Here is a 23949-nt window from a genome sequence, read left to right as displayed (position 1 = left end):
TGTTTCCTTACGACCGGCGGCCTTTAATAAACAGGAAAACGGTTTGCAGGCGCGAATGAAAATTCCCCCATTTCGCGCATGCAAAAAGTTTTCCACAACCGTTTTAAGAACTCGGTAAGCATTATGCCGGAATCTGTTACTGTCCTTAAGGGGGAATCAGTTGCCCCCGGAAGGATTCGGTTTCAACCGACTCTGCTACCTTCTGTGAGGTCCCAAGTGGCTCTAAGGTTTGCATCTGTACCCTCTGTGGTCCCTCCGCCTCCGGCGGCACGGCCCCTTGGATGCGGCGCACCCCGGCGTCCCCTCATCATTACCTCCCCGAGCGCATACGCGAAGACGAACCCTTACACGGTTTCGTCTTTTTTTATGCCTCAAATCCCATTGAAGTTGCGCACGGATCGGCGGCTTGCACCGCTTGCCGACCTGCGTCCCATTTTAGGAGGCCTGTCATGACCAAGCGTTCCACCAAGCGTTTCCTGCGCGAAGGTACCCTCGATGCCGAACAGTATGCGAACGATACAAAAGTCCGCCGCATTACCGTCAATCACGGCAGCTGGTCTCCGATGGGCTCTGCGAACGAAGATCGCGATCAGTCCTACGTCAAAACCATCAAGGCGAAATCCGACGGTCAGGCCGAACTTCTGACCGCCATCGACGACAAGAATCTTGTCCTGGCGCTAGGGCCTGCGGGCACCGGCAAGACCTACCTCGCCATCGCCAAGGCCGTTGAGGCGCTGGAAGCCGGCAAGGTCGGCCGCATCGTCCTGTCGCGTCCGGCGGTCGAGGCCGGGGAATCGATCGGCTTTCTGCCCGGCGATATGGAAGACAAGCTCGCCCCCTATCTGCGCCCGCTGTACGACGCCCTGACCGACCGCCTCAGCATGAAGCGCGTCAAGGCGCTAATGCAGGAAGGCCTGATCGAGATCGCCCCGGTCGGCTATATGCGCGGCCGCACGCTGAACAATGCCTTTGTGGTGATCGACGAGGCGCAGAACTGCACCTATACGCAGCTCAAAATGCTGCTGACGCGTCTGGGCTGGAACTCGACCATGATCGTGACCGGCGACCCGAACCAGTCCGACCTGCTGCCCGGCCTGTCGGGTCTGGCCAGCGTGGCTGAAAAGTTCGACGTACTGGAAACCGTGTCGGTGGTGCGTTTGAAGGACAAGGACATCGTCCGCCACCCGCTGGTCGCGCAGATGCTGGGCGTGCTGTAAGGGTTGATAATTGCGTAAAACGAAAGGCGGCAGATTATTCTGCCGCCTTTTAATTTGTTGTGGCCTCGTTACTTACTCCAAGTAACGGGTGCAGGGTCTACGACCCTGCTGGTACGGGCAGCCGGACTCGAACCGGCATAGGTTTCCCTGACGGATTTTAAGGCCGTAAAAAAATCGAGGGCCTGCCGCCGGTTAAGCCGAAAAAGTATCAGGACAAAATGGCAACATTTGTGAACCTGATACCGGCTTTTTCGAGCCTGAGAATGGTAGCATATTCCTGTTCTGCCGTACATCGTAAAAGGGGCCGGTCCTCGGGCCGGCTTCACAGATTTACCCTTCCGAACCGGTATCCTAAATAGACTTTTCAGAAAACCATGATACAAAACCTCCAACTGAACTTGCATTAGTTGTAGGATTTACACCATGCTTGAGACCGGCGCTACGCAGCAGGATCGCCTTCTAAGCATCCTGAAAGCGCAACCTCTGGCGCGTTCCAACGAGCTGCGCGCTCAAGGGATAACCGCGACAACCATTGCCCGTGCCGAAGCGAACGGCCTGATCACCCGCGTTTCCCGCGGTCTCTACCAGAGCCTAGATAGCGAAATAGACCCCCACCAGTCTCTCGCCGAGGTCGCCAAACAAGTCCCCCAAGGCGTCATCTGCATGGTGTCGGCCCTCGCCTATCACGGCCTGACCGATCAAATGCCTCGACGCGTGTGGGTCGCTATAGAGAAGAACGGCTGGACGCCGTCCGTTTCCTATCCCCCGATCAAGGTCGTTCGCTTCAGCCCTCGATTTTTCGATCAGGGTATAGAGCATACCCAAATCAGCGGCGTAGACGTGCCCATCTATTCCATCCCCAAGACGCTCGCGGATGTCTTCCGCAATCCACGCCTCGTCGATCGATCCGTGGCGATCGAAAGCCTGCGCTCAGCCCTCACGCAGAGAAAAACCACCCCTTCAGCGATATATCAGGCGGCAGAAGCCGGCGGTACACTCAACACTTTGAAACCGTATCTGGAGGCCCTGACGTTCAATGGTTAAAGCCGTCTCCAACATCGCAGCCTCTGCTCGCTCGCGTCTTTTGAACGTTGTCAGACGAATTGAGCAGCCCTTCGATGTCGTCCTCACCCGATATGCGCTGGAACGCATTCTCTACCGTCTCTCCGTTTCGCCGCACCGCGATCGCTTTGTCCTGAAGGGCGGCCTCTTGGTGACCCTCTGGATTGACGACACCATGCGCGTCACGCGAGACGTTGATTTCCTTGGTTTCGGCGCCCCGGACGTAAATAAGCTGACAGCGGTCTTTGCCGAAATCCTGGCGATACCAGGAGACGATGGCCTTGAGTTTGACATCGCGCACCTTACGGCATCCGTCATTCGGGAAGAAACCGAGTACGGCGGCATCCGACTGAAAACAAACGCCGTCCTGGACAAGGCACGCATACCTATAACCATCGACATCGGGTTTGGGGATGCGATTGGGTCAAAACCTATCGAACTCGATTATCCGAGCCTCTTGGACATGCAGCCGTCGAGCATACGGGCCTACCCGCCCGCCACCGTAATCGCCGAAAAATTTCAGGCTATTGTTGCACTGGGGCTCATCAACGGACGAATGAAGGACTACTACGACCTATGGGCCCTCCCCCAAAGCCTGCATATCAGCGAAGAAGACTTGGACAAAGCTATCGCGGCGACGTTTGAGAGACGCGCCACGGCAATTCCAGCCGAAGCACCTCCTGGCCTTTCGGAAGCGATGTACACCTCCGAGGACGCCAACCGTCGCTGGAAAGCGTATGCCGCGTCGATCGAGTTTGATAGCCCACCTTTCGAGACGATCGTAACCAGAATCTGGAAAACAGTCGGCCCAAGTTGTGAACGGCTCATAGCTAAATAAAGCGCAGGATCATTATCCTCCAGCGCGCCCGAAGCGGACACGAGACCTCAGCTTTTACCTTTGTCAGAACTGGCACCTTAAACCGGACATAGGATTGAGATTTGTGGATTCGACTTTTTAAAGAAGCTCAATTGAAAACGGTGCAGTCGTCTCCCGAACCGAGTGAGACAACTATTAGATAAACTCATTCACGATCAGAGATGCTCGTTTGCCGGAAATACTCAAATACTAAGACAATGGCTGGTACAATCAGGAGATCAGCATGTCACAAAGTCAACTCAAACTCGGTTTTATTCTGCATGGCGTAGGCCCTGGCTGGGACGACTGGCGTCACCCCGATGCGCCGGTCGACGCCAGCACCAATTTTCAGTTTTACAAAAAACAGGCTCAGGCCGCTGAGCGCGGCAAGTTCGACTATCTGTTCGTCGCCGACAGCGTCTCGATCAATGCCCGCTCAAGCCCGCATTATCTCAATCGCTTCGAGCCGCTGACCATCCTGTCGGCGCTGGCGGCGGTCACCGAGCGCATCGGCCTCGTCGGTACGGCGACCGTGACCTATACCGAAGCCTATAATCTGGCGCGACAGTTCGCCTCGCTCGACCACATCAGCGGCGGGCGCGCCGGCTGGAACGTCGTCACCTCGTGGCTGGAAGGCAGCGCCGCCAATTTCGGCAAGGCCGAACATCTGGCGCACGACACGCGCTATCGTCTGGCCGAAGAATATCTCGATGTCGTGCAGGGCCTGTGGGACAGTTGGGAAGATGATGCGTTGGTGCGCGACAAGGCGACCGGGCAGTTTCTCGATGCCGACAAACTGCACACCCTGAATCACGCAGGCGAGTTCCTGTCGGTCAAGGGCCCGCTGAACATCTCGCGCTCGCCTCAGGGCCAGCCGGTGATCTTTCAGGCCGGGTCGTCGGAAGACGGACGCAACTTCGCCGCCCGCGCCGCCGAGGCCATCTTCACGCATCAGGAAAACCTGACCGAAGCGCAGGCCTTCTATGCCGACGTCAAGTCGCGCGCCGTCGGTTTCGGGCGCAATCCAGATCAGCTCTATATCCTGCCCGGCGCGCGGCCTTTCATAGGCTCGACCATCGCCGAAGCCGAGGCGCGTTACACCGAATTGGCCGGGCTGGTGTCGCTGGAGAACGCGCTGAGGGCACTGGGTCGGTCGTTCAACGACCACAATTTCAGCGTCTACGATCCCGACGCCCCCTTCCCGGAACAAGTTGCCGCCGAAGGGGTGAAAAGCAACCAGAGCGCCTCGGGCCGCATCCTGGCTCTGGCGCACGAGGAAGGCCTGTCCCTGCGCGAGGTTGCGCTCCGCGTCGCCACGCCGCGCGGCCATTTCATCGGGACGCCGGAGCTGATCGCCGATCGCTTCCAGCAGTGGCTCGACGGGCGCGGTTCGGACGGTTTCAACCTGTTCGAATCCGTACCTGGTCAGCTTGAACTCTTCGTCGACGAAGTGGTGCCGATCCTGCAAAAACGCGGCATCTACAAGACCGACTATAAGGGTGCGACCTTCCGCGAAACTCTGGGGCTGGACGTGCCGGAAAACCGCAATACGGCCCGGCGCGCCATCGCCGCGGAATAGACGGGAAAGCACAAACAGGAAGGGCCGCGGCATCCACCGCGGCCCTTTTTTATGTCGGATTTCTATATCTTCAGTAGCTGTAGCGGAGCGACAGAAGCGCCGTCGCCCGGTCGGGGAAGTTGTAGTAATAGACACCGGTCGAAGGCGTATAGGTCACCGTCACAGGCTTATCCGAACCGGTGATGTTCTTGGCGCTGAGGACGACCTGAAGCTTTGGATTGGGCGTCGTCCACACGGCGGAACCGTTGAGGAAGCCCTGACCGTCGACGCGGTCCTGGGGGCGTTTCAGCGCCGAAGCGTAGAAGCTCGACTGATACTGCGCATTGAGCGACAGTTTCAGCCCACCTTGGGCCAGCGGCCAATCATAGACGATGCCGCCGCTATAGCTTTGGCGTGGCGAATTGATCAGCGAGTTGCCGTCGGCATCGACGCCCGCCCCGCCCGCGCCCTTATATTCGTCATAGACGGCATCGAGATACCCGCCCGAGGCCTGCAGGCTCAGACGATCCGACACACGCAAACTGTTTTCCAGTTCGACACCCCAGCTATGCGCCTTACCGGCATTGCCGCGTCGGCTGCCGACATAGGCCGGGTCGTAAAAAGACACCTGCAAGTCTTCGTAATCATTATAGAAAATGGCCAGATTACTGCGCAACTTTCCACCGAACAGCCCCGCTTTCAGACCGGTCTCCCAGGTCGATACGGTCTCCGGGTTGGTCGGCAGGGTCGCCAGATCCAGACGCGTGGCGCGGTTGTCGAAACCGCCCGATTTGAAGCCACGCGACCAGGACAGATATTGCAGCAGGTCGTCCGACCACTGCGCCTGCACCGACAGCTTCGGTGTCCACGCCTTCCAGGTTTTATCCGATTCACCCTTGATCGATTGCGCCGTCGGATTGCGGTTATCGTCGATGACCTTGTTGTCGAATTCGAAGGTCTTCTTTTCGATCGTACCGCGCAGGCCCGCCGTCAGGCTCCACACATCGTTGACCTTCCACGTTCCTTCACCGAAGATCGCATAGGCGTCGGTCGTGGTGATATTGTGCGCACGCAGCTTGCTGACCGTCGCCGTGGCCGAGGTGCCCGTGCGGCTGAAGCCGTCGCGCTCGACATAGAAGCGCTCATGCAGGAAAAACAGGCCGCTGGTGAAGGTGACATTGCCATAGTCGCCGTTGAGCTGGAACTCCTGCGTTGCCGACTGATCGTCGTAATCGATCAGATTCTTCTGAATCAGGGACGCCTCACCGTCATTTTCGTACCACGGTTTAAGATTGAAGCCGCTGATCGCGGTGATCGATTTAAGGCTGAGTTCCGGCGTCAGGGCATAGCTCAGACGCGCCGACAGTGAGGCGGCTTTCAGCTTCTGCTGCGGCTCGACCTCGGAATAGGAGATGCGCGAACTGAAGCTTCCGCCCGGTTGTTTGACCGGGATATAGGAGCGCGTATCGCTGTCGTCCTTCGTGGCGCTCAACACGAACAAAGCGTCGAATTTGTCGCCGCCGATATAGCGTAGCTTGCCGCGCAGATTGCTGTAGTCGATGCGGTTGACGTCGTGGCCGAGCGTCGGGTTATTCGTCACGCCGTCGCGGCTGCGGTGGATCAGGGCCAGACTGCCCGCCCAGTTGCCGCCTAAACCGCCGGACACCAGCCCGCGCAGTTGCTTGTCGTTATAGGAGCCGACGCCGATCTCACCCTGCGCTCGGAAATGCTCGTCCGGGTCGCGGGTGATCAGGCGCAGGGCCCCTGCCGAGGAGTTGCGGCCATAAAGCGTACCCTGCGGCCCGCGCAGGACCTCGACGCGCTCCAGATCAACGAATTCGACGCCGGAGCCGATCTGACGCGGCTGATAGACGTCGTCGATATAGACCGACAGGACCGGCTCCTGAATGGGATCGGATTCGCCGATGCCGCGTAGCGAGAAGGTCTGGGTCGTGTGGCTGATCGAGACGCGCGCGACGCTGAGGTTCGGGATATGTCCGGCCAGGTCGCGGACATTGGAAATATTGCGGTTTTCGAGCGATTCGACTCCAAAGGCCGAAATGGCGATCGGCGTCTTTTGCAGAGCAGTCGTGCGGCGTTGGGCCGTCACCACCACGGTTTCGACATCGCCGGACGGATCGGGATCTGGCGTCGGCGCATCGGCGGCCAGAGCGACGGACGGCAGGGCCAGTACGACCGCCGTGCCCAGAAGCAGGGATTTTACAAAGGTCGGGCGGGCGGCTATGGGGGATAGTTTCAACATAAAGGCTCCGGAAAGAATAAAGAACATAAGAGCCGTTCGCGCCCTCTTGCTCAAATTAAAATTAAATAAATAGGAAATTAGAAACGCTATCCAATGAGTTCGACGTTGTCTTTATGATTCCCGCTCATACGCTTAGGTGTGCTGAAATTCAGGTTGAGAAAGTCTAATCCGACATGCGCGCTTTTCATTTCACAGGCGTTCAATTTCCTACTATTTATATTTTATATATACGACGGAGGCCTCATGCCCTTGGATTCCACACCCCTGCCTACCCGCCGCGCCGAACACGCGGTCGATCCTGTCTTCACCGACCGCTGGTCGTCGCGCGCCCTGACCGGCGAGCCGATCGGCGACAAAGACCTATTCACATGCTTCGAAGCCGCGCGCTGGGCGCCGTCGGCCTTCAATGCGCAGCCATGGCGCTTCGTCTACGCCCATCGCGACGGCGAAGGTTGGGATGCGTTGCTGGGCCTGCTCAATACGAAAAACCGTCTATGGGCCTATAAAGCCTCGGCCCTGATCGCTGTCGTCTCGCGCAAGGACTTCGTGTTCGAAGACCAGACCGTGCCCGTCGGCAGCCATGCCTTCGACACCGGTGCCGCCTGGGCGGCGCTGGCGCATCAGGCGCATCTGCTCGGCTATTCGACGCGCGCCATTGGCGGTTTCGATCGCAAGGCTGCGCCGCAGGTGCTCGACCTGCCTGACAATTTCGAAGCTCAGACCTTCGTGGCCATAGGCCGCCGCGCCCCCTTGAGCCAGCTCGACGAAACCTTCCACACGCAGGAATATCCGTCCGAACGCCGCCCTCTGGAAACCTTCATCTTCGAAGGTCGTTTCACCTCTGTTCACGACTGATGACCATGACTCACCTGACCATTCCCCTCGTTCCATCCGATCTTATCTGGGTGTTCGGCGCTTCGCAGCCGCTGCTGGCGCGGTTGTCTGCCGATTTCGCCGCACACGGTTACAGGATCAACGATCTGAATACAGCGCGCGATCCGCTTCTGCGCGCGCAGGGTCTGCGCCACGATATCCGCAACCTGCTGCGTGAAACCCTGAGCGAAACAGCATTCAGCGCCCGCGCGCTTGGCCATGATCAGTTTGTGATTGTGGGCATAGGTCCAACCGCGCGTCGTGTCGTGACGGTCCACCGGCATTTCCTCAGCGATCACCCGGAACTGGTACTAATATACCTTAAAGCGCTGGCCGATGACGGCCGCGATTTCAGCCTCGACGAAGCACGTCTGTCGGCCTTGCAGGGCATCGCCGGTGATCGGGGCGAGGTCCGAACGCTCGTTTCACATGCGCTTCTGCCGCTATTGGCTGACGTGGCCTGAAATGGAAAAAGGCGGCAGGGTGATCCTGCCGCCTTTTTTGTTTACTGATCATAACCCGGCAGCAATCGATCTACCTTACGCAGACTGGCCTCCCAGACCAGATCGTAGTGTGATTTCGCACCCGGCGTGCCGACACCGCTGCGCGACGACATCTGGCGTTTGACCTCTTCCTGCGCTTCTTCGGGCGCGATCAGGATATTGTCGCGGCCGATCGACAGGGTGCGCACCTGCGCCGTACAGGCCGATTCCAGATGGTAGATATTCGACCACGCCTCGCCGACATGCGCCCCCAGCGCCAGCGTACCGTGATTACGCAGCAGCATGACCTTGGTGTCGCCCAGATCGGCCACCAGACGCTCACGCTCATCGAGGTTGAGCGCCACACCTTCGTAGTCGTGATAGCTGAGGCGTGGAATGAGCGACAGGGCGCGCTGATTGAGCGGCAGGATACCTTCCTTATGAGCCGACACCGCCGTGCCGTCTGGGGAATGGAAGTGGGCGACGAAATGCGCATCGTCGCGCGCCGCATGGATGGCCGAATGGATGACGTAGCCGGCGTAGTTGATGCCGTAGGCGTGTTCGCCGATGAGGTTGCCGTCCAGATCGACCTTGACCAGCGACGAGGCGGTAATCTCATCGAAGGTCAAGCCGAACGGATTGATCAGGAAGTGGTGATCCGGCCCCGGCACGCGCGCCGAAATGTGGGTATAGATCAGGTCGTCCCAGCCATAGATGGCCGACAGACGGTAAAAAGCCGCCAGATCCTTGCGGACCTGCCATTCGGCGTCCGAAATCAGTTTGGCGGGGGTATGGGTCAGGGTGTCGGGCATGGAAAGCTCCTATGCTGGGGCGAGGCTGGGATCGGTGATAGAGGCGATATCGACGGGCTGAGCCAGAACGCCAAAGCTGTGGAGCTTGTCGGTCGTGGCCTGTAGCTGGGCGACGATGTCGGGGGTGGGCGCGAGGAACAGCGGGTTCTGCCAACCGACGATGGTGCGGGCGATCGCGACCGATACGCCTGTGCGCTCGGCAAATATCTTCGCATAGGCCTCGGGATTGGCGGCGCACCATTCATTGGCCTTGCGCAGGCGGACGAGGTAGTCGGCAATCGCCGTGCGTTTAACCGGATCGGCCAGCGCCTTTTCGGAGGCCGCGATGACGCCGAGGCCGGTATTGATCCCCTCGCCCGTGCGCAGCACCCGCGCGCCTTCGGCCTCGGCCTTGGCCTGATAGATGCCGAAGATGGCCCAGGCCTCGATCTGACCGGCCGCAAAGGCCGCCGCAGCGTCATTGGGCATCAGAAAGCCGATCTCGACCTCATTGACGGGCACGCCCGCCTCTTCGAGCGCTGCCAGCAGCAGGTAGTGAGAAATCGAACCCCGCGCGGTGGAGACGATGACCTTATGACCGCGCAGACCGGCGACATTGGCGATTTTCGAGCCCTTGGGCACGATGATCCCGATATCGCGCGCCGAAGACCTGCCGACGCCGACGATCTTCAGCGGCACCCCGGCGGCGGCGGCGAAAATGGCCGGGATATCGCCCGCCACCCCCGTATCGACGGCCCCGGCATTGAGCGCCTCAAGCAGCGGCGCGGCCCCGGCGAAGTTGGCAAATTCAGCCTGATAGGGTACGTCCTTCAACTGCCCTGCGGCCTCCAGACGCGAACGCAGCAGATAGACCTGATCACCGAGGACCAGCTTCAGGCGCGCGGGCGGTTTGGGGGCGCAGGCATAGAGCCCGGCCCCGGCCAGCAGGGTGAGGACCGTGCGACGGTCAGAACGCATAGGACAACCTCGTATAATAATAGCCGCCGTTGGGATTGAAGGGCGACGGGCCGTAATAGCCCTGCCCGGTCTGCGGACTGCCGGGGCCATTGAGTTCCGGGCGCACGTCGAAGATATTGGTCGCCCCGATCGAAACGCGCACCTTGTCGGTGACCACATAGCCGACATCGAGGTCGGTGATCGTCTTCGCACCGAAGGCCCGGTCATCGCCCGCCGCCTGACGCTGGACATACTGGCCATAGTGCGACACGGTCAGGTTGGTGGCGAACTTGCCGACCGTCCACGCGCCGTTCAGCGTCAGCTTGGCGTGCGGCAGCAGCTCTTCCAGTTCGCCGACCTTGTCGCCACCGAAGAAATAGAACCCCGCGCCGAGAATCGACTTGCCGCTGGCGTCCTTCAGCTCCTTCGGCGTGTCGATGATGCGGGTGATGTTGGTTTCGGAGTAGTTGAACGCCGCATTGAGGTTCAGCCGCCCCCACGTCCCCAGCGATTTACGATAATCGATCACAAGGTCGAGGCCCGCCGTATCGGTATCAACGGCATTGACGAAATATTCGACGGCCTGAATCTCCGACAGATTGTTGGCCGCCAGAATAGCCGAAACCTGCGTCCCCGACAGACGGCCCGTCCGCACCACGCGATCGGTAATATTGATATAGAAGGCGTCCGCCGTGATGTTGAGGCTGTCCAGCGGTCGCCAGACGAAACCCAGTCCGGCATTCCACGACTTTTCGGCCTTCAGCGGTTTGGCCCCCAGCAGCTTGCCGACCGTGGAGCTGGCCGTGACCAGCTTGGCGACATTGGGCTGAAGCTCGGTCTGTCCGGTATTGGGGTTGAAGACCAGCGCGGTGCGCCCGTCGGTCTGGGCATAGGCGATCTGGGTCAGGGACGGCGCGCGGAAACCGGTCCCTAGCGTGCCGCGAAGGGCGAATTTATCGTTGAAATCGTAGCGCGAATTGACCTTCAGGCCGATGGGGCTGTCGCCCGTATCGTTGAAATGCTCACCGCGTAGGGCCAGACCGACGTACCACTTATCGGTCGGTTGCAAGGCCAGATCGACATAGCCGGCGCTGACCTTGCGCGTGATATCGGCCTGATCGGACGGCGACAGGACGACGGCGGCCTGCACGACCGGCGAGGCCGCCAGACCGACGTTCCAGTCGTACTGCTGATCGCCTTTCTTGATGATATAGGCGTCGGCACGCCAGGCCAGTTCGGCCCCGGCAAAGGTCTGGAAGCGGTCGATGCGATATTCGAGACCCGCCGAAACCTGCACCGGTTCGGCCAGCCCCCAGTCGAAGCCGCGCGTCAGGTCAAGATTATGCGTCCACTGTGTAAACTGGAAGGTCGCCAGATCGGGCCAGTAGGTCGGGCTGGTCGGCCCCAGCGACGGCTTGATGGTCAGTTCGGAAAACTGATGGTTCCGGTTCTTGCCGAACGAACCGGAATAGTCCCAGTCCCAGCCCGACCATTGACCGCGCGCCCCGGCGACGACCTGAACGTCATATTCGTGCGTATTGTTGAGCGGGTAATAACCGTCGAGAAACAGGGCCGTGAAATTGGCCGTGCTGTTCGGGCGGCGGAAATTGTTGCCGATGGCCGTATCGCGCTCGCCATAGGTGCCGAACGAATAGAGGATCAGGCCGTTGTCGAGCGGCACTTCGCTGTTGTAGCCGACGTTCCACGCCTCGATCTCCGGATTGCCGTTGTGCGCGCCGTCGCGGTTCCATTGGGCATTGCGGGTATTGGCGGCGGCGATATTGGCATTGACCTGCGCCTCGCTCAGGCCGGAGGTCGCGGCCACCTGCGCCACCGTGCGTCCGGTCGGCAAGCTGTAGAGGTTGATGTCGGTCGCCTGCGGGTTCCACCACGCGCCGCCGCGTTTACGGGCATCGGCGCTGAGGTGCAGGAAGCCGCCATTGTCACCCAGCTTGTAACCCGCGTGCAGATCGGCTTTCCAGTTGCCGAGATCGCCACCGCCGTCGAACAGTTCGCCATAGGTGACCGAACCCACCACGCCTTCGGAACGACGATCGAGCTGGATATTGATGACGCCCGCCACGGCGTCGGTGCCGTACTGCGCGGCGGCGGAGTCTTTCAGCACCTCGATGCGCGAAATGCCGCTGGTCGGGATCAGGTCGAGATCGACCGGATTGACTCCGGAAGAATCGCCGCCGCCATTGGTGATGATCGAGCCGTTGTGGCGGCGCTTGCCATTGACCAACACCAGCGTATAGGCCGGGCCGAGACTGCGGTTGGTCACCGGGCGAACAATGGAATTGACGCCCGCGTGGGTCGATCCGAAATTGAACGACGGCAGGATCTTGGTCAGGGCCTCACCGAATTCGGCATTGCCGGTATAGTCGAGCTTTTCGGCGCTGATGACGTCGATCGGTGCCGGGCTGTCGGCGACGGTGCGCGGTACGCCGCCCCGCACGCCGGTGACCACGACGGTCTGAATATCGGCATCGTCTGCCGCTACAGGTGCCGGTGCAGGCGCGTCCGCCGCGTGGGCCGCCCCCGCCAGCAACAACGATAGCACCGACACGCTATATTTTAAATTTACAGACATAAAATCACCCCATTCATTGAATTTGCCAATATTTGATCAAATCACGGTGTGAATTTCTAACGAGTATTGCCAAATTGACATGAGAAGAAGGCATAAATTCAGAAAACCTTATGCCTTCACTTAGCTATACTTACCCGGCGAGGGCCTGACGCTGGGCCTCGCGCTGCGCGACCTTCTCACGCACCACCGGAATCAGGTCGCGGCCATAACCGATTGCGTCGTTCAGCGGGTCGAAACCACGGATCAGGAAGTGATCGACCCCAAGGTCGTAATAGTCGAGCAAGGCGTCGGCGACCTGTTCCGGCGTGCCGACCAGACCGGTCGAATTGCCCGCCGCCCCGGTCAGTTGCGCCACCCCGGTCCACAGACGACCGTCGCGACGACCGCTCGATGCGGTTTCCAGAAGGCGTTGCGCCCCAACATTGACCGGTGCGTGACCGCTGATCGGCAGACCGGCGGCGAGACGATTGGCCTTCACCTGCTCAACGATCTCGTCGGCCTTTTTCCACGCGGCTTCTTCAGTATCGGCTATGACCGGACGCAGCGACAGCGAGAAGCCGAGCCCCGTGCGGCCGTGTTTGGCGGCGGCGTTGCGTACGCGGCTGATGATCTCGCGCGTTTGGTCCAGCGTCTCGCCCCAGGTCGCATAGACGTCGGCATGACGCCCCGCCACCGCAATGGCCTCTTCGGACGAGCCGCCGAAAAAGACCGGCAGGTTGTCGGGCTTCACCGCCGCAAAGCCCTGATTGACCTTGTAAAAGCGGCCCGCGTGGTCGAACGGCTTCTGTGCCGTCCATTCCTGCTTCAGGACGTCGAGATATTCGTCCGAACGGGCATAGCGTTCGGCCTTGATCGTATGGTCGCCGTCGCGTGCCATCTCTTCGTCGGCCCCGCCGGTGATGATATGGACGGCCACGCGCCCGGCCGACAACTGATCGAGCGTCGCCAGCTGCCGCGCCGCCAGCGTCGGCTGCGTAAAGCCCGGACGGTGCGCCACAAGGAAGCCCAGCTTCGTGGTGATCGCCGCCGCATGGGCCGCGACGATCTGGCTTTCGGGGGAATTGGAGCCGAACGGGATCAGCACGCGATCGAAGCCGCCCGCTTCCTGCGCCTTCGCCGCCGCATCAACATAGTCGCGATCCAGCACGCGGCTGTGGCCGGTGTTCGGCGTCGTTTCCGAAGTATTGTTGAAGCCGATATAGCCAATGAACTTTACAGACATTTCAATCTCCTAGATCACATAGAATCCGTGGGTGGCGTCGCGCGCCAGCTGGTCGACAAGGCCGTATTCCCAGTCGAGATAGGCCTGCATAGCGGCGGCCTTATTGTCGGTGCCCTCATAGGGTCGGCGGTAGCGGCCTTCGGGACCGCGCGGCGCAGGGGCTGCGTCCGGGCCGGTCTGCAACGCGCCCTCGAAGCCGCCGTCGAGGACGTAGACCTCCCAGCCCAGTTGCGCGAGCCACGAGGCGCTCATATCGGCGCGCGGCCCGACGTCGTCGCTGAGGACGATCCGCGCCCCGCGCACCGGCGCGTAGTGGTCGGTTTCCTGCACCAGTTGCCCGCCGGGGACGTTGGCAAAACCGGCGATGTGTCCGGCCTCATAGGCATCCTTCTGACGGACATCGAAGCGATAAAGCGTCCGGTGCGTATCCTGCTTCAGCACGGTCAGATCGGCGGCGGTGATGCGTTTCACCCCCGCGCGATAGGCGACATTGCGGGCACGATTGCGCGCCTCATCGTTCGCATCAGAGGTCGCGCGGCGCGTCTGGCCACTGTCCAGCGTCTGACCGGCCAGCGTCCAGCCGATCGTGCCGTTGCGCAGGGCCACGACTCTGTTCGGCACGCCGGCATTGATCAGGGACTGTGTCCCGATGATCGAGCGCGTCCGTCCGGCGCAGTTGACGATGATCGTCGTCTCCGGATCGGGCGCCAGAGCGGCGGCATTGAGCACCAGTTCGGCCCCCGGCACCGAAATCCCGGTCGGGATCGACATGGTGTTGTATTCGTCGAAACGCCGCGCATCGAGGACGACGACATTGGCCTTTTCATCGATCAGTGCCTTGACCTCGGGTGAACTGAGCGACGGCGTGTGGCGGCGATGCTCGACCAGTTCGCCGAAGGCCTTAGAATAAGAATTGACGTCCTCGAACAGTTCGTAACCCGCCTCGCGCCAGCCGTTCAGCCCGCCTTTCAGCAGGCGCACCGTCTCGTAGCCCAGATCGCGGAAGCCGTCTGCCGCTGGTTCGGCCAGACCTTCGCCGTTATCGTAAACCACCAGCAACACGTCACGGCGCGGGATACGCCAGTGGGCCTCGGTGGCGATGCGGCGCAGTGGAATCTGGGCCGCGAATAGCGGATGGCCAAGGGCGAACTCGGCCTCTTCGCGCACGTCGATCAGGGCGATTTCCTGTTTCAGAAGCAGCGCCGTGCGCACCTCTTGCGGGGTAATAAAACTCATCGGGAGCGATCCCATAAATTGGGTAAAGTGGAATTGGCATAGCCAGAGATGAAAGGTTTGGGCGTCCCATCCGGCGCATAGGTGGCGCGGCGCACCGCCCCGATATTGGCCCCATAGACGTGGATCGAGACCGAGACGCCGTCGCAGCCGTTCGAGACGCGGTGGATGTCGCCGACCGTCGGGCTGACCGCATCGACCTCGCCCGCGTGCAGGACGTCGGGCTCCCGCGTCAGTTCGAAACCCGTTGTCGTACGGCGGTAACTTTCGACGCGTTCGGCCCCGCGCAGGACGCCGACCAGCCCCCAGACGGTGTGATCGTGGATCGGCGTCGCCTGCCCCGGCCCCCAGACAAAGCTGACGACCGAAAAGCGTTCGCGGCTGTCGCAATGGAGCAGATATTGCTGATATCGTTCCGGATTGGGGCGGGCATAGTCGTCGGGCAGCCAGTCATCCGTAGCGATCAGGCGTGTCAGCAGAACCTCGCCCGCTTTTAAGATGGCGGCCTCGTCATCGCCCTGATCGACCACATCGGCGAGATCGGCAACAAAGCGGCGCAACCGCGAAAGATCGGGCCCGGCCTTGATTTCGGTATGCACCGTCACGCGCGGAAATCCTCGTCCGGCGAGAACGGAATATTCGGCTTATCGGCGAAGACTTCGGCGATATCGGCGTCATCGCCGATGCGTCCGGTGCCGAGGAAACTCAGCAGCTTTTCGCGCAGGTCCGCCGTCAGGGCCAAACGCTGACCGCGCGGCGTGTCGATGCGCTCTTCGGCGACGATGCGCCCCTGATCCAGCACCAGAATGCGGTCGCTCAGCGCAATCGCCTCATCGACATCGTGGGTCACCAGCATGACGGCGGGCCTGTGCACCGACCATAGGCGCAAGACCAGATCGTGGACGCGCAACCGCGTCAGGGCGTCCAGCGCGGCAAAGGGCTCGTCCATCAGCAGCAGTTGCGGATCGCGCACCAGGGCCCGCGCCAGCGCCGTGCGCTGGGCTTCGCCGCCGGAAAGCGTCAGCGGCCACGCCTCAAGCCGGTGATCGAGGCCGACTTCGCGCAGGGCGGTTTCGGCGCGGCTACGGATATCCAGCCCTTTCAGACCCAGCGCCACATTGCGCCAGACCCGCTTCCACGGCAGCAGACGGGCGTCCTGAAACACCACGGCGCGCGTGGGCGGAATCCTGATCTCCTGACCGGCGATATCGGCATGAAGCTGATCGATCCCAGCCAGTGTCCGCAGCAGGGTCGTCTTACCGCTGCCCGACCGCCCCAGCAGCGAGACGAACTCCCCCGGCGCGATATCGAGGCTCAGATCCTTAATGATATCGTTGTCGCCGAAGCGCCGCGTGAAGTTGCGCAGTCGAACAACGGGCTGAGTCCCGGCGCTGCCGGTAAAGGCGGCCTGAGGGATATCCTCAGTACGAAACAGCGGGCGGGCCAGTCCAAAACCGAAACCAGCGACCCCCAGAGCGGAAACAAAGGCGTTCATGATTATTGCTCCACTAGGGCGGGCCGCCACGACAGGGCCCCTGCTTCGAGCGCCCGCACCGCGCCGTCGGCCAGCAGGCCCAGCACGGCATAGACCAGCAGGCACACCACGATAATGTCGGTGCGCATGAAGTCGCGGGCATTGTTGATGAGATAGCCAAGGCCCGCCGAGGCATTGATCTGTTCGGCGATGACCAGAAGGATGATCGAAATCGACAGCGCGTAGCGCAGGCCGACCAGCAGCGACGGCAGGGCCCCCGGCAGGACGACGTGCCAGATCTGTTCCAGACGGCTGAGGCCGAAACTGCGCGCCGCATCGACCAGACGCACATCGACGCCACGGATGCCGCTATAGAGATTGAGATAGACCGGAAACACGGTGGCAAAGGCGATCAGGGCGATCTTGGGGACTTCGCCGATACCGAACCAGACGATGAACAGCGGCGTCAGGGCGACCACAGGGATGGTGCGCTTGATCTGCATCAGGGGGTCGATGGCGACCTCGCCCTGCCGCGACAGGCCGGAGACAAGACCGAGGATAATGCCGCTGCTGACGCCGATGGCGAGGCCCAGAAGTACGCGTCCGGCGGAGACCAGCAGGTTCGATGGCAATTCGCCGGACACCACCATTTGCCACAGGGTCTCGATGACGGTCGAGGGGGCCGCCAGCGTGCGGGCGGGGATGATGCCGCTGCGCGATCCGGCCTCCCACAGCAGCAGCAGGGCGAGCGGCGACAACCAGCGCGCGCGGCTCAAGGATCGGGTAATGGATTTCGACAGGCTCACTTTAATCGGCCTTTCCTGTGACGAGGTTCGTCAATAAGGCGATTATTTCCTACTCATTCAATCAAGTTTTAATGGCGCGATATATGAGCAAATCTCAACCAGCCAGGCATTCCTGATTTCATTAGTATTTTTATCTGCTTGTATGAAAAATATGTTCAATTTTCCTGTAAGGCTTAGCGGCAACACACTGTGAAAATCGAACTCACTTTAGTTTTATTAAATCCAACCAACAGACATACGGGTTTGTCCGTATGACGCCGTTACCGGCATAAGGCGGCATCGTCCGGAGATATGACCATGCCCGTCAACCTGCCCACCAATCTGTTGCGTAGCTTCGTTGCCATCGTCGATACAGGCTCGATGCTCAACGCCTCAGAACAGGTCTTTGTCACGCAGTCGGCCCTGAGCCTTCAGGTCAAGCGACTGGAGGAGCTGGTGCAGCAGGCCCTGTTCATCCGCGACGGACGACGTCTGACGCTTACCCCCGCGGGCGACCTGCTGCTCGACTATGCGCGGCGCGTGCTGATCCTGCACGACGAAGCCGTGGCCGCCGTGTCGAACAACCACTTCAGCGGCCCTGTGCGTATCGGCATGGTGCAGGACTTTGCCGACACCCTGCTGACCGGGTTGTTATCAACCTTCGCCCGTTTGCACCCCGACACTCAGATCTATGCGCGGGTCGCCGGGACGGCGGAATTGCAAACCCTGCTGGAACGGCGACAGCTCGACGTCATTCTGGGCTTTGCCAGTGGCAGCGATTCCAACGCCATCGCGACCGCCCCGATGCAGTGGTATGGATCACGCGAACTGACCCGGCGCAATATCGTGCCGCTGGCGGTTATCGAACAGCCCTGCCGGTTCCGCGAAGCCGCCATCCGCACGCTGGACGCCGCGGAAATTCCCTACCGGATCGCGGTCGAAACACCGAACCTTTCGACGCTGAAGGCCGCCGTGCAGGCGGGTCTGGCGGTGACCTGCCGCACGCATCTGTTCCTGCACGATCTCGACCCGCTCGAAGACGGGCACCTGCCGACCCTACCGCCGATTTCCTGCGTGGTGGAAACCGCCGAGACGCTCGACGCCCCAGCACAGAAACTGGCCGATCTGACGCGGCGGATCGTCAGGGAACTATAAACAATCCTCATGCGTGGCAGGCCGAACTCATTATTTTACCGATCGCTCGAACGGTAGGCTGCGGGTGTAAGGAGACCCTCATGCCCGACAGCCTGACCACCCAGTTCGAAGCCCTGCACGCCGAGCGTCAACGGACCTGGCCCGCCGCCCAGCTTCAGAAAAACATCGACCAGCGCGCGGCCTTAAGCGCGCGCTATGACGCCGCCGCCCATATCCAGACGGGCCAGCGCCTGCCGGAATTCACCCTGAAAAGCGTCGACGGCGGCACGATCACGCGTAACGATATTGGCCCGAATGGCGCGGTTTTCGTCTTCTTCCGCTTCGCCGGTTGTCCGGCCTGTAATCTGGCCCTTCCCTATTATCAGACAACCTTGTGGCCGGACCTGAAGGCGCAGGGCATTCAGTTGATCGCCGTCAGCCCGCACGTTCCGGAAGGTCTGATCGACATCAAAACGCGGCATAGGCTCGACTTTACCGTGGCGTCGGATACCGACAATGCGTTCGGTAAGGCGCTCGGCATTACCTTCGAGCCCGACGATATATCCGCCGTGCCCCCTTCCGGTTGGATCGGCGAAGTGATCGGAACCCATAGCTGGACCCTGCCGCAACCCACTGTTCTGATTGTCGATAAGGACGCCCGTGTGCGCTTCGTCGAGGTCAGCCCGGACTGGCTGAAGCGTACGGAATCGGACGTGATTCTGAATGCGTTGACCGAGGCGAAGGTTACGGCCTGAGCCGACACCAAGGGAATAACTTGAACGGAGTGCTGCCTCGCGCTCCGGTTTTTTTCAGTAACCGGCGGCGGCGTCCACTATATCGGACGGCGCTTCACCGCGCACGAAACGGCTCAGATCGTCGGAAACCTTGTCGAACAGGCGCTCGCGCACGGCCAGATAGTTCGACGAAATGTGCGGCGTCAGGCGGATTTTCGGATGCGTATAGATCGGATGCCCTTCCGGCAGCGGTTCCGGCTCGGTCACATCCAGCGTGGCGAAGGCAAGCCTTCCGGCATCAAGCGCCTCGACCAGAGCCGCCTGATCGAGGACCGAGCCGCGCGCGATATTGATCAGGTGCGCAGTAGGTTTGGCGCGGTTCAGCACGCGTGCGTTGATCAGGTTTTGCGTGTCGCGCGTCGCGGGCAAGGCCAGCACTATATGATCGGCCGAGGCGACGACTTCTTCCAGCGGCAGAAGCCTTACACCCGCAACCGGGCTGGCCTCCGCCCGACGGCGCGTGGCCGTGACATGCGCCCCCAGAGCCAGGGCACGGCGGGCGACTTCCTGACCGATGGCACCGAAACCGATGATCCCGACCGTCGAACCTGAGACGCGGCCCAGCGGAATCTGCCGCCACTCCGACAGGCTGCGCACACGCGCGCCCTCCAGATTCTTGGCATGGTGATAGATGGCCGACAGGACATAATCGGCGATTTCGTCCGCCGCCACTCCGCGTCCGCAGGTGACCAGCGGCGCATCGAGCAGCCAGTCGGGGTAAAAATCGACCCCCGTCGAGGCGCTATAGACCCATTTCAGCTTGCCCGGCCAGAGGTCGGGTTTCGGTGCCTGACGCTGGGCCTTCCACGACGGGCCGGGCCGAATCAGCAGCACATCGGCCTGACGGGCGGCGTCCCACGGCGCGGCGTCGGGCACCTCGATCACCGTCGGCGCACTGGCGTGACGGCGCAGATTATCGTTGAAGCCGGGCTCCAGTTGCGAGGCGATGATGAGGCTCATAGGGTCAATCCTTGTTTTCCGGCAGCGGTCAGGATGGTATCGGTCTGCGGCGAATGTATGCGCGAACACAGGACGTCGCGGTAATGGCGCTCCAGCGGATTTCGGCGGCTGAGGCCCGGATTACCGGTCAGTTCCAGTCCGATCTCCACCGCGCGAATGGCATTGGCGGTCGCCAGATATTTGATTGTATTGCCCTCGACGCCCGACGGGGGATCACCGGCATCGGCACGTCGCGCCGCGTCGTCGATCAGGATGCGGTTGGCATAAAGCAGCGCCTCAATCTCACCGAACTTTTCCTGCACACGGGGAAGCGTCGCCAGAGACGCCCCCAGATTAGTCGGCACGCGATCATTGAGATAGGTTTTCAACCAGTCGCGCGCGGCACGGGCAACGCCGTCATATATGGTCGAGATGGCCAGCGCGTTCCACAGAAAAGCCGAGGCTTCGGGGGGCTGCTCAGCCCATTCGCGCGGTGTGCGAAGATCGACCGCATAGTCCGCCGCCAAAGGCGTGTCGGTAAAGACGACCTCGTGGCTGACGGTGGCGCGCATCCCCAGATGATCCCAGGCAGGTAAAATCTCGATCCCCGGCGCATCGGGCCGCACCAGAAACGTGCCGACGCGCGGCTCCGGCTCGTCGGTGCGCGCATAGACGGCGAACCAGTCTAACCCCGTCGATCCCGTCGAATAGATCTTCGATCCCGACAGGCTCCAGCCGTCCTTCGTCTTCACCGCCGTCGTCTTGGGCAAGCCACCGCGCACTGGCGTCCCAAGTTCCGGCTCGACGCGCAAACCGCCGATCAGGCCCCGCCCGGCGACCGCGTCGCGCGCCAGTTCGGCGTAGATATGCTCTGGCCACTGCGACGTCTTCAGCCCCGCATGATAGGCATAGGTCATGAACAGGATCAGCGCTGTCGAAGGCTCCCCCTTCGCCACCGCCCCCAGCACGCGCAAGCCTTCGACCAGCTTCGCGCCTTGCCCGCCATAGGCCTTGGGCACGGTCAGGCCGATCAGACCCTCGGCGGCCAGACGCTCGAAATTAGCGCGCGGAAAGGCCGCCGAGCGGTCGTACTGCTCCGCCGTGGCGCTGAAATCAAGCGTCAGGCGCTCCAGGACCGCGTCGGAAACGCGCTCATATTCGTGCCGCAAAGGCGCAATCACCCCCATTAGACCAGCCCTTTCAAAATATCGTTGAACCGCGTGTCCCACAAAGGCTTCACATCGATCTTTCGCGGCAGCAGGCCCGCCTCGGTGAAGGTATCGGCTACGGCCTGCTGCGAGGCGATGGCGGCGTCGGTGATGGGGCGCAACTGGTAGCTGTCGCTTTTGCGGACGAACTGATCTTTCACATAGTCGAGCGGGACGCCGATCTCCTTGGCCACCACCTCGGCATAGACGTCCTGATGGTCGCGCGCCCAGTCATAGGCTTTTGCAATGGTGGTGAGATACTTGCCGATGGCCTCGACCTTGGCTGGGTCGTTCAGCGCATCGATATGGGCAACGACGAGATAGTTGCCCGACAAAATCCCCAAAGCCGTCTTGAGGATGCGCGCGCCTTCGGTCGCGATGGCGCGCTGGATCGGGAAACCATAGATGGCCCAGGCGTCGAGCGCCCCCTGCGAAAAGGCAGACGCCCCGTCGGTGACATTGAGCGCCACCGGAGTGATATCGGCCCAGCTCAGGCCGACCGACTGCAACATTCGGATGAGGAAATATTGCGAGGTCGTGGCACGGACATAGCCGACGCGCTTGCCTTTCAGGTCTTCGAGTTTCTCGATTTTCGAGCCCTTGGGCAGCAGCACGACCTGATTATTGACGTCGCCATGCGCCACGGCGATCTGTTTGAAACTCTGATGCGGCGAGGCCAGCGCGAAGATCGGCGGAATCTCACTCATCGAACCATAGTCGAGCGAGTTGCCGGCGAGGGCCTCGACGACCAGATTGCCACCCTGAAATTCGCTGTACTCGACGCTGTAGCCTTCGGGTTTGAGCCCCGCCTGCGCAAACAGCAGCCGCGTATCGCCCTCACCCTTGCCGGTGATCGAGGCGCGCAGCTTTACCGGCCCAGCGGTAGCTTTCGGCTGCCCACAGGCGGTGAGCATAAGGGCCCCTCCCCCCAGCAGCAGGTGACGACGATGTAAATGGGATAGGGGCATGGGACGGGCTCGGCAGGCTGATAATTTCCTACACTATTGATCCCCTTTTAGGCCGCAAACGACATTTGCTCACCCCAGCCATGAGGGCCGCTCAACCGATAACCGTTTCTCATAAGGGATTTGGTAAAACGCATTGGTCGGATCGTCGAATTTGAGGAACGCTGAGGAAAATCCAATCCGGAGCTACTGCCATGACCGAATCCCCTCGTCAGATCAAACTCGGTGCCATCCTCGAAGGCGTCGGCACCACGGGCCAATCGTGGCGGCATCCGGACCTGCCCGGCGACGCCAGCGTCGATATCAACTGGTATATCGACAATGCCCGTCTGGCCGAGGCGGCGAAGTTCGATTTCGTCTTCATCGTCGACAGCCCCTATATCACGCCGGACTCCGCGCCGCATTTCCTCAACCGCCTGGAGCCCCTGACCCTGCTGTCGGCGGCGGCCGTTTCGACGCAGAAAATCGGCCTCGTCGCGACCCTCACCACCTCCTACTGGGAGCCGTACAATGTGGCGCGACAGTTCGGCTCGCTTGATCTGATCAGCAAGGGCCGCGCAGGGTGGAACGTGGTGACGACCGGCCTCGAAGGCGCAGCGCGCAACTACAGCCGCGACGAGCATTTCGAGCACGGCGTTCGCTATGCCCGCGCGCAGGAGTTCGTCAGCGTCGTCAAAGGCTTGTGGGACAGTTACGAAGACGGCGCCTTCCCGCGCGATAAGTCGAACGACCTGTTTCTCGACAAGACCAAACAACATGCCCTGAACCACAAAGGTCAGTTCTTCTCGGTCGCCGGACCGCTGGCGCTGGAACGCTCTCAGCAGGGGCAACCGGTCATCTTTCAGGCGGGCGACTCCAGCGAAGGTCGCGACCTTGGCGCGCACATTGCCGACGCCACTTTCACGGTGGCGGAATCGCTGGAAAGCGCCAAACAATACTATGCCGATCTCAAGGCCCGCGCCGCGGCGCTGGGCCGTGACCCGGATCAGATCATCGTCACCCCCGGCATTTCGCCGATCATCGCCGACACCGACGAAGACGCACAGGTCCTGCTGGAGATCGAACGCGGCAAGTTCGACCTCAAAAAAGCTCTGGTGCAGGTCGGGCGCGCTTTCAACTACCACGACTTCAGTCAGTACGACCTTGACGCGCCCTTCCCCGACGCGTCGCACCTGACGCTGAACAGCTATAAGGGCCATGCAGAACGCATCATCCGAACGGCGAAACAGGATAATCTGACGCTGCGGCAGGTTGCCGAACGCTTCGGCGTATGGCGCAGCGATTTCGTCGGCTCTCCCGAAACCGTGGCCAATGCGCTGGAACTCTGGTTCCGTGAACGTGCCGCCGACGGTTTTCTGCTGCGTGTAACCGAACCGAACGCCTTCCGCGATTTCCGCGAGAAGGTGGTGCCGATCCTACAGGCACGAGGTCTGTTCCGTACGGACTACACCAGCGACAACTTGCGAGATCACCTAGGCCTCGAGATACCCGAGAACCGTTATGCGGCTCAGGCCAAGGTTCAGGAAGCTGCCGAATAGCGCCC

General features: G+C 61.1%; 21 protein-coding genes. 9 read left to right on the top strand and 12 right to left on the bottom strand.

The window, feature by feature from the left end; translation table 11 throughout:
- Nucleotides 1-449: 449 nt before the first annotated feature.
- The 4 genes from PQU92_RS10825 (at nt 450) to PQU92_RS10810 (ending at nt 4714) form a co-directional block, all read left to right on the top strand.
- Complete coding sequence (locus PQU92_RS10825; protein WP_272748236.1) at nt 450-1217, top strand: PhoH family protein; 768 nt, start codon at nt 450-452, stop codon at nt 1215-1217.
- A 423-nt stretch (nt 1218-1640) separates the two neighbouring features.
- The gene (locus PQU92_RS10820) at nt 1641-2261 is read left to right on the top strand and encodes a type IV toxin-antitoxin system AbiEi family antitoxin domain-containing protein (RefSeq protein ID WP_272748235.1); all 621 of its coding nucleotides are present in this window, start codon (nt 1641-1643) and stop codon (nt 2259-2261) included.
- Complete coding sequence (locus PQU92_RS10815) at nt 2254-3117, top strand: nucleotidyl transferase AbiEii/AbiGii toxin family protein (protein WP_272748234.1); 864 nt, start codon at nt 2254-2256, stop codon at nt 3115-3117. Before PQU92_RS10820 ends, PQU92_RS10815 begins: the two co-directional genes overlap by 8 nt.
- A gap of 262 nt (nt 3118-3379) precedes the next feature.
- Nucleotides 3380-4714, top strand: coding sequence for an LLM class flavin-dependent oxidoreductase (locus PQU92_RS10810; protein ID WP_272748233.1), 1335 nt, complete (start codon nt 3380-3382; stop codon nt 4712-4714).
- 70 nt (nt 4715-4784) lie between these two features.
- Here the strand turns inward: PQU92_RS10810 and PQU92_RS10805 are convergent, their stop codons facing one another.
- Nucleotides 4785-6956, bottom strand: a complete 2172-nt coding sequence (locus tag PQU92_RS10805; protein ID WP_272748232.1) for a TonB-dependent receptor — start codon at nt 6954-6956, stop codon at nt 4785-4787.
- 243 nt (nt 6957-7199) lie between these two features.
- Between PQU92_RS10805 and PQU92_RS10800 the strand changes: the two genes are divergently transcribed.
- Both PQU92_RS10800 and PQU92_RS10795 read left to right on the top strand, forming a co-directional pair.
- Entirely contained in the window at nt 7200-7811 is a 612-nt protein-coding gene (locus tag PQU92_RS10800) for a nitroreductase family protein (protein ID WP_272748231.1), read from the top strand.
- A 5-nt stretch (nt 7812-7816) separates the two neighbouring features.
- The gene (locus PQU92_RS10795) at nt 7817-8293 is read left to right on the top strand and encodes a hypothetical protein (protein ID WP_272748230.1); all 477 of its coding nucleotides are present in this window, start codon (nt 7817-7819) and stop codon (nt 8291-8293) included.
- 41 nt (nt 8294-8334) lie between these two features.
- Here the strand turns inward: PQU92_RS10795 and PQU92_RS10790 are convergent, their stop codons facing one another.
- From PQU92_RS10790 to PQU92_RS10755, 8 genes are all read right to left on the bottom strand, one after another.
- Nucleotides 8335-9123 (bottom strand): class II aldolase/adducin family protein, encoded by a 789-nt coding sequence (locus tag PQU92_RS10790; RefSeq protein WP_272748229.1) that lies wholly within the window; start codon nt 9121-9123, stop codon nt 8335-8337.
- Between the two features lie 9 nt (nt 9124-9132).
- On the bottom strand, nt 9133-10080 hold the full coding sequence (locus tag PQU92_RS10785) for an ABC transporter substrate-binding protein (protein WP_272748228.1): 948 nt from the start codon (nt 10078-10080) through the stop codon (nt 9133-9135).
- A complete protein-coding gene (locus PQU92_RS10780) occupies nt 10070-12652 on the bottom strand; it encodes a TonB-dependent receptor plug domain-containing protein (protein ID WP_272748227.1) in 2583 nt (860 codons plus the stop codon). Before PQU92_RS10780 ends, PQU92_RS10785 begins: the two co-directional genes overlap by 11 nt.
- Nucleotides 12653-12782: 130 nt before the next feature.
- The gene (locus tag PQU92_RS10775) at nt 12783-13874 is read right to left on the bottom strand and encodes an LLM class flavin-dependent oxidoreductase (RefSeq protein WP_272748226.1); all 1092 of its coding nucleotides are present in this window, start codon (nt 13872-13874) and stop codon (nt 12783-12785) included.
- Nucleotides 13875-13883: 9 nt separating this feature from the next.
- Nucleotides 13884-15110 (bottom strand): rhodanese-like domain-containing protein, encoded by a 1227-nt coding sequence (locus PQU92_RS10770; protein ID WP_272748225.1) that lies wholly within the window; start codon nt 15108-15110, stop codon nt 13884-13886.
- The gene (locus tag PQU92_RS10765; protein ID WP_272748224.1) at nt 15107-15712 is read right to left on the bottom strand and encodes a cysteine dioxygenase family protein; all 606 of its coding nucleotides are present in this window, start codon (nt 15710-15712) and stop codon (nt 15107-15109) included. Before PQU92_RS10765 ends, PQU92_RS10770 begins: the two co-directional genes overlap by 4 nt.
- Nucleotides 15709-16602 (bottom strand): ABC transporter ATP-binding protein, encoded by an 894-nt coding sequence (locus PQU92_RS10760; RefSeq protein WP_272748223.1) that lies wholly within the window; start codon nt 16600-16602, stop codon nt 15709-15711. The genes PQU92_RS10765 and PQU92_RS10760 overlap by 4 nt, the downstream gene beginning before the upstream one ends.
- A 2-nt stretch (nt 16603-16604) precedes the next feature.
- Entirely contained in the window at nt 16605-17387 is a 783-nt protein-coding gene (locus PQU92_RS10755) for an ABC transporter permease (protein ID WP_272748222.1), read from the bottom strand.
- A gap of 297 nt (nt 17388-17684) precedes the next feature.
- Between PQU92_RS10755 and PQU92_RS10750 the strand changes: the two genes are divergently transcribed.
- Together PQU92_RS10750 and PQU92_RS10745 are read left to right on the top strand one after the other, a co-directional pair.
- Nucleotides 17685-18521, top strand: coding sequence for a LysR substrate-binding domain-containing protein (locus tag PQU92_RS10750; protein WP_272748221.1), 837 nt, complete (start codon nt 17685-17687; stop codon nt 18519-18521).
- Nucleotides 18522-18601: 80 nt separating this feature from the next.
- Nucleotides 18602-19255 carry a peroxiredoxin-like family protein gene (locus PQU92_RS10745; protein WP_272748220.1) on the top strand — a complete coding sequence of 218 codons (654 nt, stop codon included), beginning with the start codon at nt 18602-18604 and terminating at the stop codon, nt 19253-19255.
- A 54-nt stretch (nt 19256-19309) separates the two neighbouring features.
- Here the strand turns inward: PQU92_RS10745 and PQU92_RS10740 are convergent, their stop codons facing one another.
- Genes PQU92_RS10740 through PQU92_RS10730 form a run of 3 tightly spaced genes read right to left on the bottom strand, consistent with a single transcriptional unit; the run spans nt 19310 to nt 22355 of the window.
- Nucleotides 19310-20254: an NAD(P)-dependent oxidoreductase gene (locus PQU92_RS10740; RefSeq protein WP_272748219.1), complete on the bottom strand. Its 945-nt coding sequence runs from the start codon at nt 20252-20254 to the stop codon at nt 19310-19312.
- A complete protein-coding gene (locus tag PQU92_RS10735) occupies nt 20251-21420 on the bottom strand; it encodes an acyl-CoA dehydrogenase family protein (RefSeq protein WP_272748218.1) in 1170 nt (389 codons plus the stop codon). Before PQU92_RS10735 ends, PQU92_RS10740 begins: the two co-directional genes overlap by 4 nt.
- The gene (locus tag PQU92_RS10730) at nt 21420-22355 is read right to left on the bottom strand and encodes an ABC transporter substrate-binding protein (RefSeq protein ID WP_272748217.1); all 936 of its coding nucleotides are present in this window, start codon (nt 22353-22355) and stop codon (nt 21420-21422) included. The genes PQU92_RS10735 and PQU92_RS10730 overlap by 1 nt, the downstream gene beginning before the upstream one ends.
- 245 nt (nt 22356-22600) lie before the next feature.
- Between PQU92_RS10730 and PQU92_RS10725 the strand changes: the two genes are divergently transcribed.
- Entirely contained in the window at nt 22601-23944 is a 1344-nt protein-coding gene (locus tag PQU92_RS10725; RefSeq protein WP_272748216.1) for an LLM class flavin-dependent oxidoreductase, read from the top strand.
- Nucleotides 23945-23949 lie beyond the last annotated feature (5 nt).

Origin of the sequence: Asticcacaulis aquaticus, assembly GCF_028550415.1 — a bacterium.
GTDB classification, from domain to species: Bacteria; Pseudomonadota; Alphaproteobacteria; order Caulobacterales; family Caulobacteraceae; genus Asticcacaulis; species Asticcacaulis aquaticus.
The sequence above is the reverse complement of the archived record's forward strand: the minus strand, read 5'-3'. Positions and strand labels throughout refer to the sequence as shown.

Coding starts and splice junctions, on each gene's coding strand:
- PQU92_RS10825 (WP_272748236.1), top strand. CDS start 450: ATGACCAAGCGTTCCACCAAGCGTTTCCTGCGCGAAGGTACCCTCGAT.
- PQU92_RS10820 (WP_272748235.1), top strand. CDS start 1,641: ATGCTTGAGACCGGCGCTACGCAGCAGGATCGCCTTCTAAGCATCCTG.
- PQU92_RS10815 (WP_272748234.1), top strand. CDS start 2,254: ATGGTTAAAGCCGTCTCCAACATCGCAGCCTCTGCTCGCTCGCGTCTT.
- PQU92_RS10810 (WP_272748233.1), top strand. CDS start 3,380: ATGTCACAAAGTCAACTCAAACTCGGTTTTATTCTGCATGGCGTAGGC.
- PQU92_RS10805 (WP_272748232.1), bottom strand. CDS start 6,956: ATGTTGAAACTATCCCCCATAGCCGCCCGCCCGACCTTTGTAAAATCC.
- PQU92_RS10800 (WP_272748231.1), top strand. CDS start 7,200: ATGCCCTTGGATTCCACACCCCTGCCTACCCGCCGCGCCGAACACGCG.
- PQU92_RS10795 (WP_272748230.1), top strand. CDS start 7,817: ATGACTCACCTGACCATTCCCCTCGTTCCATCCGATCTTATCTGGGTG.
- PQU92_RS10790 (WP_272748229.1), bottom strand. CDS start 9,123: ATGCCCGACACCCTGACCCATACCCCCGCCAAACTGATTTCGGACGCC.
- PQU92_RS10785 (WP_272748228.1), bottom strand. CDS start 10,080: ATGCGTTCTGACCGTCGCACGGTCCTCACCCTGCTGGCCGGGGCCGGG.
- PQU92_RS10780 (WP_272748227.1), bottom strand. CDS start 12,652: ATGTCTGTAAATTTAAAATATAGCGTGTCGGTGCTATCGTTGTTGCTG.
- PQU92_RS10775 (WP_272748226.1), bottom strand. CDS start 13,874: ATGTCTGTAAAGTTCATTGGCTATATCGGCTTCAACAATACTTCGGAA.
- PQU92_RS10770 (WP_272748225.1), bottom strand. CDS start 15,110: ATGAGTTTTATTACCCCGCAAGAGGTGCGCACGGCGCTGCTTCTGAAA.
- PQU92_RS10760 (WP_272748223.1), bottom strand. CDS start 16,602: ATGAACGCCTTTGTTTCCGCTCTGGGGGTCGCTGGTTTCGGTTTTGGA.
- PQU92_RS10750 (WP_272748221.1), top strand. CDS start 17,685: ATGCCCGTCAACCTGCCCACCAATCTGTTGCGTAGCTTCGTTGCCATC.
- PQU92_RS10745 (WP_272748220.1), top strand. CDS start 18,602: ATGCCCGACAGCCTGACCACCCAGTTCGAAGCCCTGCACGCCGAGCGT.
- PQU92_RS10740 (WP_272748219.1), bottom strand. CDS start 20,254: ATGAGCCTCATCATCGCCTCGCAACTGGAGCCCGGCTTCAACGATAAT.
- PQU92_RS10735 (WP_272748218.1), bottom strand. CDS start 21,420: ATGGGGGTGATTGCGCCTTTGCGGCACGAATATGAGCGCGTTTCCGAC.
- PQU92_RS10730 (WP_272748217.1), bottom strand. CDS start 22,355: ATGCTCACCGCCTGTGGGCAGCCGAAAGCTACCGCTGGGCCGGTAAAG.
- PQU92_RS10725 (WP_272748216.1), top strand. CDS start 22,601: ATGACCGAATCCCCTCGTCAGATCAAACTCGGTGCCATCCTCGAAGGC.